Source organism: Amycolatopsis sp. WAC 04197 (assembly GCF_003947475.1).
Lineage (GTDB): Bacteria > Actinomycetota > Actinomycetes > Mycobacteriales > Pseudonocardiaceae > Amycolatopsis > Amycolatopsis japonica.
Genome location: NZ_QHJK01000011.1, coordinates 256,736 through 273,216 on the forward strand (window position 1 = coordinate 256,736; position 16,481 = coordinate 273,216).

The 16,481-nt window shown below is 67.0% G+C and carries 16 protein-coding genes and 1 pseudogene; 5 read left to right on the forward strand and 12 right to left on the reverse strand.

What is annotated here, in order from left to right; translation table 11 throughout:
* Positions 1-2: 2 nt before the first annotated feature.
* The 4 genes from DMC64_RS35735 to DMC64_RS35750 form a co-directional block, all read right to left on the reverse strand.
* The gene (locus DMC64_RS35735) at positions 3-1,373 is read right to left on the reverse strand and encodes a VWA domain-containing protein (protein ID WP_037336741.1); all 1,371 of its coding nucleotides are present in this window, start codon (positions 1,371-1,373) and stop codon (positions 3-5) included.
* Complete coding sequence (locus DMC64_RS35740; RefSeq protein ID WP_233629923.1) at positions 1,370-2,743, reverse strand: hypothetical protein; 1,374 nt, start codon at positions 2,741-2,743, stop codon at positions 1,370-1,372. The genes DMC64_RS35735 and DMC64_RS35740 overlap by 4 nt, the downstream gene beginning before the upstream one ends.
* Positions 2,743-3,240, reverse strand: coding sequence for a hypothetical protein (locus DMC64_RS35745; protein WP_233629924.1), 498 nt, complete (start codon positions 3,238-3,240; stop codon positions 2,743-2,745). The genes DMC64_RS35740 and DMC64_RS35745 overlap by 1 nt, the downstream gene beginning before the upstream one ends.
* Before the next feature lie 72 nt (positions 3,241-3,312).
* Positions 3,313-3,951, reverse strand: a complete 639-nt coding sequence (locus tag DMC64_RS35750) for a haloacid dehalogenase type II (RefSeq protein ID WP_125737094.1) — start codon at positions 3,949-3,951, stop codon at positions 3,313-3,315.
* Between the two features lie 64 nt (positions 3,952-4,015).
* On the opposite strand from DMC64_RS35750, the gene DMC64_RS35755 reads away from it, so the two are divergent.
* Positions 4,016-4,588 (forward strand): CGNR zinc finger domain-containing protein, encoded by a 573-nt coding sequence (locus DMC64_RS35755; protein WP_125737095.1) that lies wholly within the window; start codon positions 4,016-4,018, stop codon positions 4,586-4,588.
* A gap of 120 nt (positions 4,589-4,708) precedes the next feature.
* Here the strand turns inward: DMC64_RS35755 and DMC64_RS35760 are convergent, their stop codons facing one another.
* The 3 genes from DMC64_RS35760 to DMC64_RS35770 form a co-directional block, all read right to left on the reverse strand.
* A complete protein-coding gene (locus DMC64_RS35760) occupies positions 4,709-5,830 on the reverse strand; it encodes a pentapeptide repeat-containing protein (RefSeq protein ID WP_233629934.1) in 1,122 nt (373 codons plus the stop codon).
* Between the two features lie 143 nt (positions 5,831-5,973).
* Positions 5,974-6,906: a hypothetical protein gene (locus tag DMC64_RS35765; protein ID WP_125737097.1), complete on the reverse strand. Its 933-nt coding sequence runs from the start codon at positions 6,904-6,906 to the stop codon at positions 5,974-5,976.
* A 977-nt stretch (positions 6,907-7,883) separates the two neighbouring features.
* Positions 7,884-8,603, reverse strand: a complete 720-nt coding sequence (locus DMC64_RS35770; protein WP_037336721.1) for a trypsin-like serine protease — start codon at positions 8,601-8,603, stop codon at positions 7,884-7,886.
* Between the two features lie 281 nt (positions 8,604-8,884).
* Between DMC64_RS35770 and DMC64_RS35775 the strand changes: the two genes are divergently transcribed.
* Together DMC64_RS35775 and DMC64_RS35780 are read left to right on the forward strand one after the other, a co-directional pair.
* Positions 8,885-9,580 carry a nitroreductase family protein gene (locus DMC64_RS35775; RefSeq protein WP_125737098.1) on the forward strand — a complete coding sequence of 232 codons (696 nt, stop codon included), beginning with the start codon at positions 8,885-8,887 and terminating at the stop codon, positions 9,578-9,580.
* A gap of 172 nt (positions 9,581-9,752) precedes the next feature.
* Positions 9,753-11,141 (forward strand): Gfo/Idh/MocA family protein, encoded by a 1,389-nt coding sequence (locus DMC64_RS35780; protein WP_125737099.1) that lies wholly within the window; start codon positions 9,753-9,755, stop codon positions 11,139-11,141.
* Here the strand turns inward: DMC64_RS35780 and DMC64_RS35785 are convergent.
* From DMC64_RS35785 to DMC64_RS43700, 4 genes and pseudogenes are all read right to left on the reverse strand, one after another.
* Positions 11,138-11,704, reverse strand: a complete 567-nt coding sequence (locus tag DMC64_RS35785) for a TetR/AcrR family transcriptional regulator (RefSeq protein ID WP_125737100.1) — start codon at positions 11,702-11,704, stop codon at positions 11,138-11,140. The two genes, DMC64_RS35780 and DMC64_RS35785, sit on opposite strands and share 4 nt — an antisense overlap.
* A gap of 10 nt (positions 11,705-11,714) precedes the next feature.
* On the reverse strand, positions 11,715-12,569 hold the full coding sequence (zapE, locus tag DMC64_RS35790; protein WP_199755200.1) for a cell division protein ZapE: 855 nt from the start codon (positions 12,567-12,569) through the stop codon (positions 11,715-11,717).
* Between the two features lie 57 nt (positions 12,570-12,626).
* On the reverse strand, positions 12,627-12,812 hold the full coding sequence (locus tag DMC64_RS43390; RefSeq protein WP_233629925.1) for a hypothetical protein: 186 nt from the start codon (positions 12,810-12,812) through the stop codon (positions 12,627-12,629).
* Positions 12,813-12,981: 169 nt separating this feature from the next.
* Positions 12,982-13,536, reverse strand: a pseudogene (locus tag DMC64_RS43700) (hypothetical protein); the annotation flags it as partial.
* 113 nt (positions 13,537-13,649) lie between these two features.
* Here DMC64_RS43700 and DMC64_RS35800 point away from each other — a divergent pair.
* Together DMC64_RS35800 and DMC64_RS35805 are read left to right on the forward strand one after the other, a co-directional pair.
* Positions 13,650-14,246 (forward strand): DUF6801 domain-containing protein, encoded by a 597-nt coding sequence (locus DMC64_RS35800; protein ID WP_125737101.1) that lies wholly within the window; start codon positions 13,650-13,652, stop codon positions 14,244-14,246.
* An 82-nt stretch (positions 14,247-14,328) separates the two neighbouring features.
* Positions 14,329-15,144: a hydrolase gene (locus tag DMC64_RS35805; protein ID WP_233629927.1), complete on the forward strand. Its 816-nt coding sequence runs from the start codon at positions 14,329-14,331 to the stop codon at positions 15,142-15,144.
* Here DMC64_RS35805 and DMC64_RS35810 read toward each other — a convergent pair.
* Positions 15,137-16,462 (reverse strand): MFS transporter, encoded by a 1,326-nt coding sequence (locus DMC64_RS35810; RefSeq protein WP_125737102.1) that lies wholly within the window; start codon positions 16,460-16,462, stop codon positions 15,137-15,139. The two genes, DMC64_RS35805 and DMC64_RS35810, sit on opposite strands and share 8 nt — an antisense overlap.
* Positions 16,463-16,481: the final 19 nt, after the last annotated feature.

Consider the following 16,481-nt stretch of genomic DNA (forward strand, 5'->3'; position numbering starts at 1 on the left):
GTTCAGGAGGTGAGGAAAGTCTTGAGTTCGTGAACGAGTTTGGTGATGTGGCCGGAGATCACGGGCGTGCCGAGATCCTTGAAGCGCTCGCGGAACCAGGGGTTGACGCTGCCCCGTCCGGCGCTGGTGACCGAACCGACCGGGATGAACTTCGCCCCGGACCGGTGGATCGCGGCCATGCTCTCGAAGAGCTGCTCGACGCGGGTCTCGTAGAAGTCGGAGATCCACACCACCACGGTGTTCGCGGGCTCGGCGATCTTCGGCTGGGTCAGCCCCATCGCGACCATGCCGTCGTTGCCGCCGCCCAGGTTCGTGCGCAGCAGCGTTTCGAAGGGATCGTGGACCCACGGGGTGAGGTCGAGCGCCTGCGTGTCGTAGGCGATCAGGTGAACGTCCACTTTGGGCAATCCGGCGAAGATCGAGGCCAGCACGGCGCAGTTGACCATCGAGTCCACCATGGAACCGGACTGGTCGACGACCGCGATGAGCCGCTGTGGTGTGGTCTTCTTCGCGGTCTGCTTGTAGTACAGGCGATCGACGTAGAGCCGTTCCTCTTCCGGGCTCCAGTTGGTGAGGTTCTTCCAGATGGTGCGATCGAGGTCGAGGTTGCGGAACACGCGCTTCGGCGGGACCGAACGATCCACTTTGCCCGTCGAGGCCTTCTCGACCTGGGTCCGCAGGACCTCCGCGATCTCGTCGACGTAACGCCGGATGAGCGATTTGGCGTTGGCCAACGCCACTCCGGACAGATTGTCCTTGTCCCGCAACAACTGTTCGATGAGGGACATACTCGGGCTCAGCTTCGCCGCGAGCGCGGGATCGGCGAGGACCTCGCGCAGATGCATCCGCTTCACGAGGTCAGCCTCGATGTCACCGAGGTCCGGGCCGATCGCCGGGAGCAGGGTGCTCAGATCGGGTGTGCCGCCCCCGCCGGTGCCGCCGAGCCCGGTCGGGGCGCCTCCGGAACGGCCACCGCGCAACTCGCCCGGACGGCAGCCCAGCGCTCGCTCCAGCCAGCCCGCGTCGGACTGCCAGCAGGACAGCCGGCTGGCAGTCACCGTGTGCGGCGGCTGAGCGAAGACGTTCAGCAGCACCTTCGACACGAGTGCCGCGCGCCGCACCTCCGCCGCCTTGTCCCGGCTGTCCTCGGCTTCGGGGACCATCAGCCCGTCGAACTCGGCGGCCAGTTCCGGATGACGCTGGACGACCGAGTCGACCGCGACGTTCGGATCCAGCAGCGCCGACGGCAAGCCGATGTCCTCGACGACGGCCACACTCGCCGATTCGAGCGCGGCCTGCTCCTCGGTGTCGAAGAGCCGGGCGAGCAGCCGCCAGTACAGGACCTGGCGGCGGTTGTCCTCGGATTCGGTCATTTCCGCAGCAGCCTTCCGGCACGCTCGCGCAACACGGCCGCGGCGTCGGTGGCCGCCTTCTCGGCTTTCACCCCGGCCTTGTCCGTGGTGCCGCCGGCCCAGGCTCCGGCGTGCACGGCGGTGGTCTTCTTCCGCACGGTGGTCTCGACGGCGAGCGGCTGGAGGCGGAATCCGCCGTCCCAGCGGATCAGGCCGATGCACGCGCTGGAACTCGCGACGGCCTTCGGCGTCAGCGGACCGGCCGCGGGGATGCGGTCCGTCTCGACGAAGAGCTGATTCCCGGCGAAGGTGAACGTCACCTCGTCCTCGCCGCCCTCGACGTCGTAACCCTCGATGAAGACAGGGACGGCGATCCGCACCGGATGCCGGTCCAAGGGCGCCACCATCGGCGTGACGGCCTTCGGTAGGACGACGCGCGCCGTCGAGAACGCGTCCGCGGGCTCACCGAGGCGGGCGTGCTCGTCCTGCCAGAGCAAGTCCCCCTCGGCGGTGACCGGCATGTCGACGAGGTCCATGGAGCGGCCCTCACTGATCGCCGTGAGCAGGGAGAGATGCGGGCGCAGCAGCTGCCAGATCCCGGCGCCGATGATCGTGTCCGGCTTGGGCACGGTCACGTTCGCACGCACGAGACGGGGAGCCGTGCCGTCTTCGGGTTCGACCACGGCGTGGACCTGGACCTGCGCGGCCGTCGAGTGTTCCAGCAGGTCGACCCCGAGCGGCAGCAAGCGGCCGGTGACCGTGCTCGTCGCCGATACCTCGTGGTGAAGGGCCAGCAACATCGCACGCGACCACAGGTCGCCCCAGCGCCGGACGGGGACACGATCCAACGCCGCACCAGGACACGACGCCGCGAGCTCGGCCGCGAAACCGTCGAGCAGAACGGCCAGCCGACGCAGGCTCGGCTCGGCCAGCAACGCCGAGATCACCTGCGCCGAGCCCGAGATGAGGTCGTGGTCGATGCCCTGCCAGCCCGCTCGGGCCAGATCGGCGAGCCAGGACCGGGCGGCCGCGAGGAGATTCGGCGACTCCGTCTCGGAAGCTTGCCGGGCCGGGTCCTCGTCCTGTGGTCGGCCAGTCGCTTCGGCAAGGCGCGCGAAGATCGCGTCGTGCACGGAGCCGAACACCGCGATCCTCGCCGCCGCAAGGGAAACGAAGTGCTCCTCCCCTGCCGCGCCGGCTGCGGTCTTCTCGGCAGCCTCCGCGACGCGCGATGCCAACGGCGACCCGGCGACGGCATCGGCGAGCTCGGTCAGACCGGCGATCTTCTGAGGACGAAGCAACCCGGCGACGAGCACGTCGTCGAAGGCGTCGACGACCGCCAGTGCCTCGTCGAGACCGGCGATGGGATCGGTGAGCAGATCGACGCGCATCAGACCACCGCCCTGGTCGACGGGAACCACTGAAGCTCCGGCACCGGCGCCGTGGACGCTTCGAATTCGAGATATGCCAAGTGCCGCAGGAATTGGCTGAACACGGAAGCCGCGGCGGTGCTGTCACCCTGCGACGGCCGTGTCGCGCTCATGGTCTGCGAAATGGCCTGCGCCGTCGGCTCGGGAACCTCGACGCGCAGGTATCGCGCCACCCGCTCGGCACCGTATTGAAGGGCGGATTCGTTGATCAGGCCGAGAATATGGTTGCAGAACATCCCCCGCGCCCCGCCACACGGCCGGTTGTTGTTGGTACTACAGGAGAATTCGTACGTGCTCGCCGCGACCGACGAGACGTACACCCGTCCGATGTCCGATCCGCTGGACACCACGCCCTGCACCCGTCCGTCGGCCAGTTCGACGAACGGGACCTTCGCGAGCTTGCGCGGGCGGGCGGGCGGCAATACCCGGGCCGTGCTCGCTCTTTCCCAGTCTGACAACGCATCTTCTCCTTGCGGGGGTGCCTCGGTGGGGACTGGGATGAACCTAGCGGGAGGCACCGACAGTTTTGATCACATCCGGAGTTTTGCGAGCTGAACGGCCAGATCGGCGAGGCCGTCGGCATGGAAGTCGAACCGGTCCGTCTCGGACGGCGGGTCACCGACGGGCCTGGCGACGTAGGCGGTCCGGAGACCGACGCTCTGCGCTCCCCTCAGGTCCCACGCGTGGGTGGCGACCATCAGCAGCCGCTCCGGCTTCGTCTTGGCCACGTCGGCGGCCAGTTCGTAGACCGCCGGGTCGGGTTTGTAGGTCTGCGCGTCCTCGGCGGAGAGCGCAAGATGCCACCGCAGGCCGGCGTGGGCGTTGATCCTGAGGAGGCTCGTGCGGCTGGCGTTGGAGAGTCCGATCAGCATGTGGTGCTCAGCGAGCTTGGCCAGCCCTTCGACGGAGTCGGGCCACGGCGAGAGCTTCGGCACCACGTCCGTCTTAGTGGCGATCTGGGCCGCTTCGCGGTCGAGAACGTCGCTCGGCGCGTACGGCCGCTCCCCCGCCACGATGCGCCGCTGCTCGGTCTCGACATGGCCCTGCCACAGCCTGACCAGCTCGTCGGCGTCGACATCCGGCGCGGCCTCCCGGACGGCCGCGCGGATCCCGGCCGGCTCGTCGACGAGCGTGCCGAGGATGTCGAACACCAACGCGTCGATCTCCACGATGAACCTCCCGGTAAGGGTTAAAGTGTCGGTTAACCGCGAACGTACGAGAGGTCGGTAAGGGATGCAAGTAGCTTTAGACGATTACGTCTGGGCAGCGGGTGTCGCGACCGATCTGGTCAACACGGCGCCGGAGGTGTGGCACGGCGAAGACAAGCTGCCCGACCTCGACTCTCTTGTCGCCTTCGCTGAGCTTCACTCGATACTCGTGGACACGCGGCCCAGTGACCTGCGCGCCGTTCACCGGCTGCGCGTCACAGTGCGCGATCTGATCGATCACCCGAACCGAGCGGGCCTTGTCACTGGCGCCACCGCGCTGACCTCTGCAATCGGCGTCCTCAGCCTCGACGCCTCCTCCGACCACGCCCGATGGACCGCGTCCCTCCGGCCCGGGGCGACAGTCTCCGACAGCTTCTCGCTGGTCTGCGGCGTCGGGATTCTCGGTGCGGTCCGGGCTCTCGGCGCCGAACGATTTCGCGCGTGCGGCGCACCTGTTTGCCGAGGCGCGTTCATCGACACCACGCGCCCGGGACGACGTCGATACTGCATGCCAGGTCTCTGCGGAAACCGTGTCAACGTGGCCAATCACCGAGCACGCCGAGCCACAACACATACGCCTCGGGGTCATCAAGCTTGAAGCACACTCATCGCTAGCAACACTCCGATCACAGCTCCGACGCATCGAGACCGCTCGCCGCAGGCCGTGACGCTGACTCGTACCTCGTAGGCCCGACAGCACTAATATCGAGAATTCGCTTTACTCGGAGTCGTTCCCCGAGGTTGTGATTTCCTGAAGCTGTTCCCGGGACAGGGACGAACCGAAGATCGTTCGCGTAGTATTGACCGTCCTCAAAGCCACATTCCTCAAGTCGGCGCCGGTAAGGTCGGCTTCCGTCAGGTTGGCTCCCCTGAGGACAGCATCACGAAGGATGGCGCCTACCAGATCGGCCCGGAAGAGGTTGGCGCCCTCGAGGTACGCACCGGCGAGGTTCAGCCCGGAAAGCGCCTGTTCGCTCAAGTCGGTCCGATCGAGGATCACGCCAGTCAGCGTCGTCCGACGGAGAACTACGCCGTCCAACTTGGCATCGGCGAGGTCGGCGTTGGTCAAATCAGCGCCACTCAGGTCTGCTCCGGCGAGATTGGCCTCGTTCAAGATGGCCGACGTCAGGTTGATGCCGCTCAAATCCGAACCTGCGAGATCCGCGCCTCGCAGATTGATCCGCCCGACCTGCCACAAGTCCGGCCCAGGCCGACGGGCCCGATGGAGGATTTGTTGAGCGGCCAGGCGAACTTGGCGTTCTTCCGTATGGCCGCGTGTCGGCTTGCCTGGAGAACTGCCGTCATTCTCGGCCACGGTTTCCCGATCGACGGGCAACGGCATCCGCAGATACGCGCACACTACGTCGAGAATCGTCTCACGCTGCGCATCGGAAGACCGACCCAAGCGCTCCAAGGCGTACAGGCCACCCAGGCGGACTGGCGCGGCGTCCGCTCCAAGCTGCTCAACGGCTTTTGTGTACAGCTCGGTGATCCGCCGCTCGGCCGCATCGTGTTCGGTCTGCCTTGCCACAGAGCGCTGGTCAGTCAGGGCCAATTCGGCGGAGCGTTGACGTCTGGCCGCCAGCAGCAGCGCGGCCGCACCGCCTGTTCCCACGACGATCGTTCCAGCTGTCCGGATGGCGTCCAACTGCACACTCGGACCGGTCCCACCATAGAGCCGCAGTAGCACGATTACGGCGGTTATACCGATCGCCAGAAGAGCTGTTCCTGCCACCGCGATGCTCCGAACCGAGATGACTCGGAGATCGTTTGGCTCGTCGTGGGATTCTCGGCGAGCGCGGCTGAATAGCCCGACGCCGCCCGCAGACACCAGAACCATCGACAACGGAACTGCCCACCAAGCCGTGAGCCAGGTCCACAGTGGGCTCCACCAAGACCTCGCGGCCCAGCCGGCGACCGCCGCACCCGCGATGACGCTTGCCGAAGACAGGAAAAGTACTGCTCGGCCTTGAGGGCGCGGGTTCACTCGCCATCTTCCTTGGAACGGGGAGCCGGGCGCCGATAGACGCGCCCCTCCCTGGCTGCTTCGAGAGTCTCCCGGGTGAGCACCTGCTCTCGCGGCCATGCGAGCTGAGTAAGCTCTTCGAGCCCGTCCGGCGCGCCGGAGATAGTGTCCGCCGCAGGCGCTGTGATGTCGTCGAGGAGCCTATGGATCAGGAGCGCAAGTGACCCGGGCCCACTTCCGCCGTATCCCCAATTAATTCCATAGTAGTAGTGCTGTGGCGCCAATTGGAGAACACCATTCTCGGTCCGCACCCAGATCGGCTCGTCGAGAATTACCTCGATCAGCTTACCATTTTCCTCCGAAAGGCGTTGGGGTACGGAAACGGTAATGGTCCCATCCTTTTCCCGGACAGCCGGGGCTCCGCTGACAGGATCCACCAATCGCTCCCCCTGGGCACCGAGATACTCATGATAAGCAGTCGGCTCACTAGCCGACCTCAGCCTCTTTGCCCACTCCGCACCGTAACGGCGACCAGGATGAACTATCTCAGTGCTGGCATATTGAAAATCCGCCCCACCATCCCACTCGCGAACAACCTGGACACACTCGAGCGCCAGCAGATCACTGCGAGAAAGGATTTCGTGCCAGCCATTTTGCGCATCAGTAGGAGTTATTTCCTGCGGCTCCGTAAAATCCATAGGTCGCGCGGCGATCATAGTGGTCAGCTCCATTAATTTGCCAACTCGATCATGTGCCTCTTTGACGAATTCGAGATCACGGTAAGCTGCTTTTGTCGCCCGACATTGTGCCACTCGCGCCAGACGCAGGAGCACTTGCTGCGCCGGCTCACCGTCGGTAAGCGCGCTTACCATACGCAGAAGTGGCGTCACATCAATGTCAGGATTGGGCGGATACGTCACCGTTGCACTAGCAGGTCCCCATTCCTTCATGAGACGAGGAACTCTAAGAGGAAGCGGCCAGTAAGGCGCAGGACAACCCAGCACCCGCGATAGATCCCCCCATCGAGCGGCAAAATCTCGCCACTTGGGATCAACGTTCCCGGGCTGTGCGGTACCGACAGTCGGCCCATCTCGACCGAAGTCCGACGCTATTCGGACGAGCGCATCAGCTTCCGGAAAGAGGGCTGCCGCCTCGTGCGCCAGCGGTCCTGCGCGATGATGAAGCGGCCAGAAGACCGCGACAACGCCAGACTCTGTGATCCATTCCTGAACCAGGGCATCGGCGACCTGCCTGCTCCCACTGTACGTCGCCTTCTCCCTGGCATCTGGCCAGTATTTCAACGGAGTCTGCCGGAGAAGCTCTCGCATGCCTGTCGACGCAGCCCACTTGAACAGATCGTCTTCGTACCAGTAATGGCGACGCCCCAGACTTCCGGCCGGCGAACAGAAGCGACGACGCCAGTGGTACCACCCGGCTTGCCAAGGCTCGAGACCAAGAGTTCTCGCCGCGGCCCCGATGTCGAGTCGTTCACGCTCGTCAAGCCAAGTCACCTGCTTCATGATGCCGCACTTGCGACCACCCCAGGCGCCTGACCCTCCGATTCCGCAGAGGAGGCGGGACGCGACGTCCCGGGCCGACGGCAGGTTCGTTGCTTGAACTCCTCAAGCACGCCACCGGTCTGGGAGATGCGGCGGAGGGAATCCATCTGTCCCTCGCGACGGGCAGGTACCACTCCAGTAGCAGTCGCACATCACGAGACCCACCTGCCGGAGCATCCAGCACAGACAAAACCAATCGCCGTTGCTGTACCCAGCCCGTGAGGCCGCAGTGTTCGAGGGGGGACTTGAACCCCAGTTCACTTGAGCGCCCAAGTCTCAGCGCACGAACAGCCATCCCCCTACACAAAATACAAAAGCCGGGGCCCTCCCCTGGCAACAGCCGGGAAGGGCCCCGCCACAACCGAAACTCAGACCCCGGCCACCTGCTGAATCCAGGGCCGGTACCGCGTGATGTTCGTGTACGCGGTCGTCGTCTGCCGGTCGCTCGTCGACGCGACGCCGACCTGACGGCCGGAGGCGAACATCGGGCCGCCCGAGTCCCCGCCGGCGGTGATGCCGTCGCCGCGGCGCGCGCACACCGCGATGCCGCCGTTGTAGTCACGGCAGGAGACCGACGTGACCGAGACGTTGGCGACCTTCAGGTAGCGCGACTGGCAGTTGATCTCCGAACCGCACTGGCTCGTCGCGCCCCAGCCGTAGACCTGGACGGTCTGGCCGACGGAGACGCTGGCGGTGGTGCCCAGCGGCGAGTAGGTGGCGTTGACCGAGGTCGTCAGCTTCACGATCGCGAGGTCCGCGCTCGGGTGCCGGGTGACGGTGGAGCCGGTGGCCATGGTGCCGCCGCTCTGCTGGTCGAGGCTCCCGATCCGGAAGGTGAACGTGCCACCGCTGGCCACGCAGTGCTTCGCGGTCAGGATGTACTGCGGCGCGATGATCGTCGAGGTACACGTTTGCCGGCCGTTGGCGAAGAGCCTGGCCGCCCACGGGCCGCTCGACGCGTTCTGGCCGCCGATGATCATCGGCTGGACGTCGGAGGACGGTTCCGCGGCGGACGCCACGGGGGCGGTGACGCCGAGCAGTGCCGCGAAGGCGGTGCCGGCGATCAGTGCGAAGGAGCGAAGTCGCATGGTTCCGACTCATTTCTGCGGCCGGGATCCGGCCGCGCGATGGGGACGGGGTGTGCTGATTCTGGGACGCGGCAAGAGAAATCGGACACCGCCGAAAGTCGTGCAGTAGGTACTTATCTCTTCACCCCGACCACCGCTAAGTGCCCCTCTAGGTACCGGAACCACCCGCCGGTTACTACACCCGGCGTCCGTCCACTTGAGACGGATGGCGGCATAACTCCAGGGACATAACCCCGCGCCGGGTCTTCCCGAAAACCTTTCCCGCCGACAGAATCGCCACCATGACCGCAGCACAGTGGACCCCGACCTACGGCGACCCCTTCGAGCCGGTTCCCTATCGTCCGGCGCGCATGTCCGAGGAAGAATCGCTGGCCACCGCCGCCGATCTGCGCCGTCGCATGGACGACCGCCGCACCGTGCGGATGTTCTCGACCGACCCGGTGCCCGAGCAGGTGGTCGTCGACGCCATCGCGGTGGCTTCGACCGCGCCCAGCGGCGCGCATCAGCAGCCGTGGACGTTCGTGCTCGTCGAGGACGCCGCGACCAAACAGCGGATTCGTGAAGCCGCCGAAGAGGAAGAGCGCGTTTCGTACGAGGGCAGACTCGGCGAGGAGTGGCTGTCCGCCTTGCGCCCGTTGGGCACCGACGCCGTGAAGACCCATCTCACCGACGCCCCGTACCTCATCGTGGTCTTCCAGCAGCGCTACTTCCTCGACGAGGACGGCACCAAGCACAAGCACTACTACGTCGACGAGTCGGTGGGCATCGCGGTCGGCATGCTGCTCACGGCGCTGCACCTCTCCGGGCTGGCCGCGTTGACGCATACGCCGTCGCCCATGCGGTTCCTCGGCGAGCTGCTCGAGCGGCCGCAGAACGAGAAGGCGTTCGCCGTCATCCCGGTGGGCTATCCGGCGGACGACTGCGTCGTGCCGAACCTCGTGCGCAAGTCGATCGACCAAGTGATGATCCGCCGGTGAGCCGACGCGTGACCCGGGTGCGCGCGCACCCGGGTTGCGCGAAGCGGCCGCGAACACACAGTCAAACTGCGCATTAGTGCAGTTTACTGCTCACTTTGGCGCATCTCTTGACATATCCGGCGGCGATTGGACAAAGTCTGGGCACCGAAGGCGACACGAAGGAGTGTTCTTCATGGCCGACCTGCCCTCTGTCTCCCGGCGGACACTGTTCGGTGGCGCGCTCGCCGCCGGGGCGCTCGCCGCGATGCCGGCGAGCGCCACCGCCGCGGAAGAAGCCGCGAGCTCGCCCCGCCGTCCTGGCCAGCGCAGCATGATCGGCGTCCCGTTCGAACGGCACCAGACCGTCCGGATCGGGATGATCGGTCTCGGCAACCGCGGGATGTCCATGATCGGCGGCTGGAGTGCCGTCCCGGGCGCCGCGGTCACGGCCGTCTGCGACATCCGCGCCGAGCGCGCGAAGGCCGCCGCGGACAAGCTCGCCGCCGACGGGCGTCCGCGTCCGGCGGAGTACGGCGGATCCGCCGACGCCTACCGGAAGATGCTCGCGCGGGACGACATCGACCTCGTCTACATCGCCACGCCGTGGGAGTTCCACTACCCGCAGGGCAAGGCCGCGCTGCTGTCCGGCAAGCACGTCGGCGTCGAGTTACCCATCGCCACCGAGCTCGACCAGCTGTGGGACCTCGTCGACACCAGCGAGCAAACCCGCAAACACCTGTTCCTCGCCGAGAACTGCAGTTACGGCCGCAACGAGCTGGCCATCCTCAAGATGGCGCACGAGGGCGTCTTCGGCGAGGTCACCAACGGGCACGGCGGTTACCTGCACGACCTCCGCGAACTGCTGTTCTCCGACACGTACTACACCGACGCGTGGCGCCGGAAGTGGCACACGCGCAGCACCGCGAGTTTCTACCCGATGCACGGTCTCGCGCCGATCGCCGCCTGCATGGACGTCAACCGCGGCGACCGGTTCGCCACGTTGCGCGCCACGGCGACCGAGCCGAAAGGCCTCGCCGATTACCGGAAACGCCACATGCCGCCGGGTCACCCGTCGTGGAAGGAGACCTACATCAACGGCGACCTGGTGACCTGTCTGATCGAGACCGAGCAGGGCCGGATCATCCGCGCCGAGCACGACGTCAGCTCGCCGCGCCCGTACAGCCGCATCAACAGCCTCGCCGGCAGCCGCGGCATCGTGGAGGACTACCCCGCCCGGATCTACATCGAGCCCGACCACAGCGGTCACGCGTGGAAGGACTTCGGGCCGTACCGCGACCGCCACGACCACTGGCTGTGGAAGAAGCTCAAGGACGACCCGAACCTCGGCGGGCACGGCGGCATGGACTACGTGCTGCAGTGGCGGATCGTGCAGCAGATGCGCGCCGGTCTGGTGCCGGACATCGACGTCTACGACTCGGCGGCCTGGTGCTCCCCCGTACCGTTGAGCGTGGTCTCCCTCGCGCGCGGCGGGAAACCGGTGGCGGTACCGGACTTCACGCGTGGCGAGTGGACGAAAGCCCGGCCAGGGCTGGACTCTCAGCCTTCGGAGATGCCCGGCTAAGACATTCCCCGCAGGAAGGCCGCCAGCGGCCGGGTGAATTGGTCGACACTCGCCGGGGTGCCCGCCTCGACGCCGTCGAGGGAACGCGCACCGGCGAACCGGTCGAACAGCAGGCCTTCGATCAGGCTGACGAGGTCCGCGCTCGCCGTGCCGGGATCGGACGCGCCGAGGGCTTCGCACAACCGCGCCGCGTGCTCACGGGAGAAGAGGGCCCGCGCGAGGAGTTCGTGGAGCTCGGGGAAGCCGGCGAGTTCGATCGTCAGCGCGTAGCGGGCGGTGACGTGATGGCGGCGGCTCACCAAGAGGTCGTCGAGCCACGCGGCCATCGCCCGCGCCGCGGCGGTGTGGCCGGCGACGGCGGCGTGCGCCAGGCCGGTCAGCTGGAAGCGGTGGGCGGACGTGTCCGCGATACGCCGGACCACCGCTTCCAGCAACGCCTGGCGCGTGCGGAAGTAGTACGACGTCGAGCCGCGCGGCAGGTCCAGTCGGACGTCGACGGCGCTGTGCGTCAGACCTCGGATTCCTTGTGAGGCAAGAACTTCCGTCGCGGATTCAGCGATCATGGTCCGCCGGTCAGTTGACTCCACAGTGGACCTTCCCGTCGGACAGCGCGGTGAGCCTGCTCCGGATCCGGTCCAGATCCGGGACTTCCGGAGGGTCGCGGAAGAGTTCGTCCAGCGACGCGCGCGCGTAGACGGCCAGTTCGACGCCCTGGTCGACCAGGATGTCGATCAGGACCCGGAACCGCATCGTGGCGTCGGCCCCCGCCGTCCTCAACGGCGGGACGTCGGTGATGGTCCACCGGCGGTGGCGCGCGGCCAGCTCCAGGTAGTCCCTGGTCGACATCTCCGTCGTCGCGCAGAGCTCGCCGAAACCGAACGTGACACCGGCCGTCGACTCGGGCGGCTCGCCGACGACGAATCGGCCCGGCCTGGTCCCTGGCAGGCGGTAGTCGTTCTCGCCGTCGAGGCGAACGACGTCGAGATGCGCCCGAAGCGCCGTCACGACGGCCTCGATCTTGTCGTGGAAGAGCGGATCCGGCAGCAGCCCTTCCGGTGGGTAGTTCGACGTCGCGACCAACGTGATCTTCCGGGCGAACACCGCGTCCAGCAAACGCCGCAGGAGCATCGCGTCGCCGATGTCGTGCAGATGGAACTCGTCGACGCACAACAGCGAGAGCCGGTCCAGCACCGCGGCGACGGCCCGGTCGATCCCGCCGAGGTCGTGCGCGGTGGACTGCAGATGCGCGAGCAGATGATGCAGATGCCATCGGCTCTTGCGGCCGGGCGCGGCGGCGTGGAAGGCGTCGAGCAGCATCGTCTTGCCCCGCCCGACGGAACCCCACAGGTAGACACCACGCCGCCTGCGCGGCACCTCGTCCAGCAGCGCCGCCACGGCGATCTGCCCGGAGTCCAGCTCTATGCCCATAGAGGAAACCTCTAGAGAAATAGAGGGCCAGGCAAGCGAAGGTGATCGAGAGGACACTCAGCCGTCGGCCGTGTACCGGGGAACGACCCGGAAGACGCGCAGGTCCCTCGGGGTCCCCTTGGCCCGGAAGTTCCGGCGCGGGCGCACGGTGAAGGTGTCCTGGTCGAGTTCTTCGACGACGCTGGCGCTGGCGAGGACCTCGTCGCCGTCGGCGGCGGCCATGATCCGGGCGGCGATGTTCACGTCGACGCCGGAGATAGTCGTCGCCGACCCGCTGCGGATTCCCGCGGTGCAGCCCCGCGCGCAGATGGGGCAGATACCCGTCGGCCTTGATCACGCTCACGGCGGAACACGTCTCGTAGGCGGCGTTCACCGCCTCCCCCGGGTCGGCGAACACGGCCATCACCCCGTCGCCGAGCCCCTTGACGACACTGCCGCGGTGCCCGGCGACGATCGACTCGGTCACCTTGGAGACCTCCCGCAGCAGCTCCAGCACGCGGTCGTCGCCCGCCTCCAGCGCCCAGGTCGAAAAGCCGACGAGGTCGGTGAACAGCACGGTGATGCCGTCCGCGGACCGCGGCGGGGCGCCGGAGCGGCGGACGGCCTGCCATGCCTGGACCGCGGCCAGCCCCAGCTCGCGGGTGGCGCTGGGCCGGTCGGCACCCGCCTCGGCGAGCAGGCGGGCGAGCCGATCGGACGAGCGTCCCGTCGACGGCGCCAGTGGCTCGGCGTTCCCGGGGACGAGTCCGCGCAGGAACCGCGCGCCGCGCACCAGCTCACCGCGCTGGTCCGTCGCGCGCAGGAACCTGCGGGTCCGGAGGTGCCACGGCTCAGGTCGTTCGGTCACGATCAAGACGATAGCCGTTCGCCACACGGACGGAGCACCTGTCACCGCGGTGACAAGAACACGGACGGCAGTTCCCCTTTCCGCCTTCGCGTGACAATTCGCGAACTCGCCATTCTCCATACACGTGACAAGATCGAAGCGTAAAGAAAACGCGAGAGATCTTTTCCTTTCCTCGTTGGTGACTTTCCACCTACATTCGGTTTCGAGCCCATTCAACGACGAAAGGACCTGACATGACGGAAACCCTCGTACGGAAGGGTGTCCGGCGATTCCGCGCGGCCGGGATCGCGGCCGTGGTCGCCGGAACCGTAATGCTCACCGCGGCGGGAACCGCGGCCGCCGTCGAAAAGAATCTCACGTACAAGGGCGGCTTCCCCATCATCGGCGACCAGAAGGTGGCGGTCGTGGTGAAGGCGGAAATCCCGGCGGCGGCCAAGGCGGGTGAGCCGATTTCGGTGCCGTTCACCCTCGACGTCGATTCCGGTCAGGCCGCCGGCGACGGGCTCCGGCTGGTCGGTGCGAAGAAGCTCTCCGGCACCATCAGCTCGAAGGTGAACATCGCGCTCGGCGAGCAGAAGGTGTCGATCCCCATCGAACTGCCGATCCCCGACACCGAGGTGCCCGCCGAAGGCTCGCTGAAGTTCACCGCGACGGGCAAGGTCGACTTCACCATCCCGGCCGGGACCCCCGCCGGTGAGGCGACCAGCAGCGTGGACGCCGCGGCGACCTCGCATATCGTCACCGACAGTTCGCTCGGCGAGTTCGACGTCAACCTCACCCTCGACCCGCCCGACCAGGACGCCGTCCTCGGCAAGACGACCGTCAGCTGATCACCCGTCTTCCCCCGGCTCGGCGAGCCGGGGGAAGACGCGTCTTGACCTCAAGCGCACTGGAGGTCACAGACTCTCGATCATGTGGATCTGCGACAGGTGCGGTATCGAACACCCGGCCACCCCGGAGCCGCCCCGGTGCGTGCTCGACCGCGGCGAGGTCGGTATGGAGGAAGCCGGTGACCTCGGCGCGCACACCGGACGCTGGTGGACGCACGAAGAACTGATGTCCGTGCCGCACAAGACCCTGCGCCGGGATCACGGCCGCGGGCTGCACAGCATCAAGCGGGACCCTCAGTTCGCGATCGGGCACTGGTCGTTCCTCGCGACGCCTCCGGCGGGGACCCTGCTCTGGGATCCGCCGTCCTGGTTGGACACCGAGGTGCTCGACGTCGTGCGCGGTCTCGGCGACGTCGCCGTGATCGCCACCAGCCATCCGCACATGTTCGGCGCCCAGCTCGGCTGGAGCCGCGCGCTGGGCGGGGTCCCGGTGCTGGTCAACGAACGCAACCGCGAATGGCTGCCCGCGCCCGATCCGGCGTTCGAGTTCTGGGACGAACACGTGGAACCCTTGCCCGGCCTCGAACTGATCCGGCTCGGCGGGCATATGCGCGGCAGCGCCGTCGCCAGGACACCGGACGGCAGCATCCTGGCGGGCGACACGATCTCGGGTGGGCTCGCGCCGGGCTGGGTTTCGTTCCAGCGCAACTTCCCCAAGCACATCCCGCTGTCGGCGGCCGTGGTCCGCCGCACCGTCGACCGGCTCGACGACTTCCCCTACGACCGGCTCTACACCCTGGGCGGGGACACGATCGACCGTGACGCCCGCGCCGTCGTGCGCCGAAGCGCCGAAACCCATGTCCGGTGGGTGAACGGCGACTTCGACCACCTCACTTGACCGCGAGGTTCTCCTTGGCCTTCTCCTTGCGGCGGAAGAACAACGCGATGACACCGGCCATCCCCATGAAGAACGCGACGGCCCACATGCCGGGCCGGAAGCTGCCGGTCAGCCCCTGCAGCCAGCCGACGAGGTACGGGCCCACGAAACCCGACAGGTTGCCGAAGGAGTTGATCAGGCCGATGCCGGCGGCCGCGCCGACGCCGGTGAGGAAGGCGTTCGGCAGCTGCCAGAACACCGGGACCGCGGTGAACACGCCGACCGCGCACAGCGTCACCGCGGCCATCACCAGCAACGGCGAACCCAGGTAGAGCGCCGCGGCGATCGAGACCGCGCCGACGAACGCGGCGATGGCGACGTGCCCGGCGCGTTCGCCGGTGCGGTCGGAATGGCGTGCCCACAACACCATGGCGACGGCGGCGATGGCATACGGGACCGCCGTGATCAGGCCGATTTCGACGATGCTGTATTTGGTCTGGAACTGCTGCTCGAAGCCCTTGATCACCTGCGGGAGGAAGAACGCGAGCACGTAGAGGCCGAAGATGATCCCGAAGTAGACGGCGCTCAGCGCGAGCACGCGCGGGTCGGTCAGCGCCTTCCGCGTGCTCACCTCGTGGCCGACCTCGCGGGTGTCCTCGGAGTCGAGGGTCGTCTGAAGCGCGGTGCGCTGGTCCGGGGTCAGCCATTTCGCGTTCTTCGGCCGGTTCGGCAGCAGGAACAGCACCGCGATGCCGAGCAGGATCGAAGGAACACCTTCGGCGAAGAACATGAAGCGCCAGCCCGAGTCGAAGCCGAGAGCCCCGTCGCCGTGCTTGATGAGCAGGGCGGAGATCGGACTGCCGATGACCGACGAGAGCGGGACCGCCAGGAAGAACAGCGCGACGATCTTGGCCCGCACCTTCCTCGGGAACCAGTAGGTCAGGTACAGGATGATGCCGGGGAAGAACCCGGCCTCGGCGATACCGAGCAGCACCCGCACGATGTAGAAGCTGACCTCGCCCTGGATGAACGCGGTGGCCGAGGCGACGATGCCCCAGGTGACCATGATCCGCGCGATCCAGACCCTGGCGCCGACCTTGTGCAGGATGACGTTGCTGGGCACCTCGAAGAAGAAGTACCCGACGAAGAAGAGGCCGGCGCCGAGCCCGTAGGCCGCCGAGCTGATGCCGAGGTCGGCGTTCATGGTGAGCGCCGCGAACCCGACGTTGACCCGGTCGAGATAGTTGAGCAGATAGAGCAGCCCGAGGAACGGGACCAGCCGGATCATCGCCTTGCGGACCGCCTGCGCGGTGGACACCTCTGCCGTCTGTTCGTCCATCCGCGGGAGTGTAGAGGGC

What these genes read in the sequence shown, in the direction of transcription:
- DMC64_RS35755 (WP_125737095.1), top strand. Translation starts at nt 4,016, where the DNA reads ATGCAAGTAGCTTTAGACGATTACGTCTGGGCAGCGGGTGTCGCGACC.
- DMC64_RS35805 (WP_233629927.1), top strand. Translation starts at nt 14,329, where the DNA reads ATGTGGATCTGCGACAGGTGCGGTATCGAACACCCGGCCACCCCGGAG.
- DMC64_RS35735 (WP_037336741.1), bottom strand. Translation starts at nt 1,373, where the DNA reads ATGACCGAATCCGAGGACAACCGCCGCCAGGTCCTGTACTGGCGGCTG.
- DMC64_RS35765 (WP_125737097.1), bottom strand. Translation starts at nt 6,906, where the DNA reads ATGAAGGAATGGGGACCTGCTAGTGCAACGGTGACGTATCCGCCCAAT.
- DMC64_RS35760 (WP_233629934.1), bottom strand. Translation starts at nt 5,830, where the DNA reads ATGGTTCTGGTGTCTGCGGGCGGCGTCGGGCTATTCAGCCGCGCTCGC.
- zapE (WP_199755200.1), bottom strand. Translation starts at nt 12,569, where the DNA reads ATGGGCATAGAGCTGGACTCCGGGCAGATCGCCGTGGCGGCGCTGCTG.
- DMC64_RS35785 (WP_125737100.1), bottom strand. Translation starts at nt 11,704, where the DNA reads ATGATCGCTGAATCCGCGACGGAAGTTCTTGCCTCACAAGGAATCCGA.
- DMC64_RS35780 (WP_125737099.1), top strand. Translation starts at nt 9,753, where the DNA reads ATGGCCGACCTGCCCTCTGTCTCCCGGCGGACACTGTTCGGTGGCGCG.
- DMC64_RS35740 (WP_233629923.1), bottom strand. Translation starts at nt 2,743, where the DNA reads ATGCGCGTCGATCTGCTCACCGATCCCATCGCCGGTCTCGACGAGGCA.
- DMC64_RS35810 (WP_125737102.1), bottom strand. Translation starts at nt 16,462, where the DNA reads ATGGACGAACAGACGGCAGAGGTGTCCACCGCGCAGGCGGTCCGCAAG.
- DMC64_RS35770 (WP_037336721.1), bottom strand. Translation starts at nt 8,603, where the DNA reads ATGCGACTTCGCTCCTTCGCACTGATCGCCGGCACCGCCTTCGCGGCA.
- DMC64_RS35775 (WP_125737098.1), top strand. Translation starts at nt 8,885, where the DNA reads ATGACCGCAGCACAGTGGACCCCGACCTACGGCGACCCCTTCGAGCCG.
- DMC64_RS35800 (WP_125737101.1), top strand. Translation starts at nt 13,650, where the DNA reads ATGACGGAAACCCTCGTACGGAAGGGTGTCCGGCGATTCCGCGCGGCC.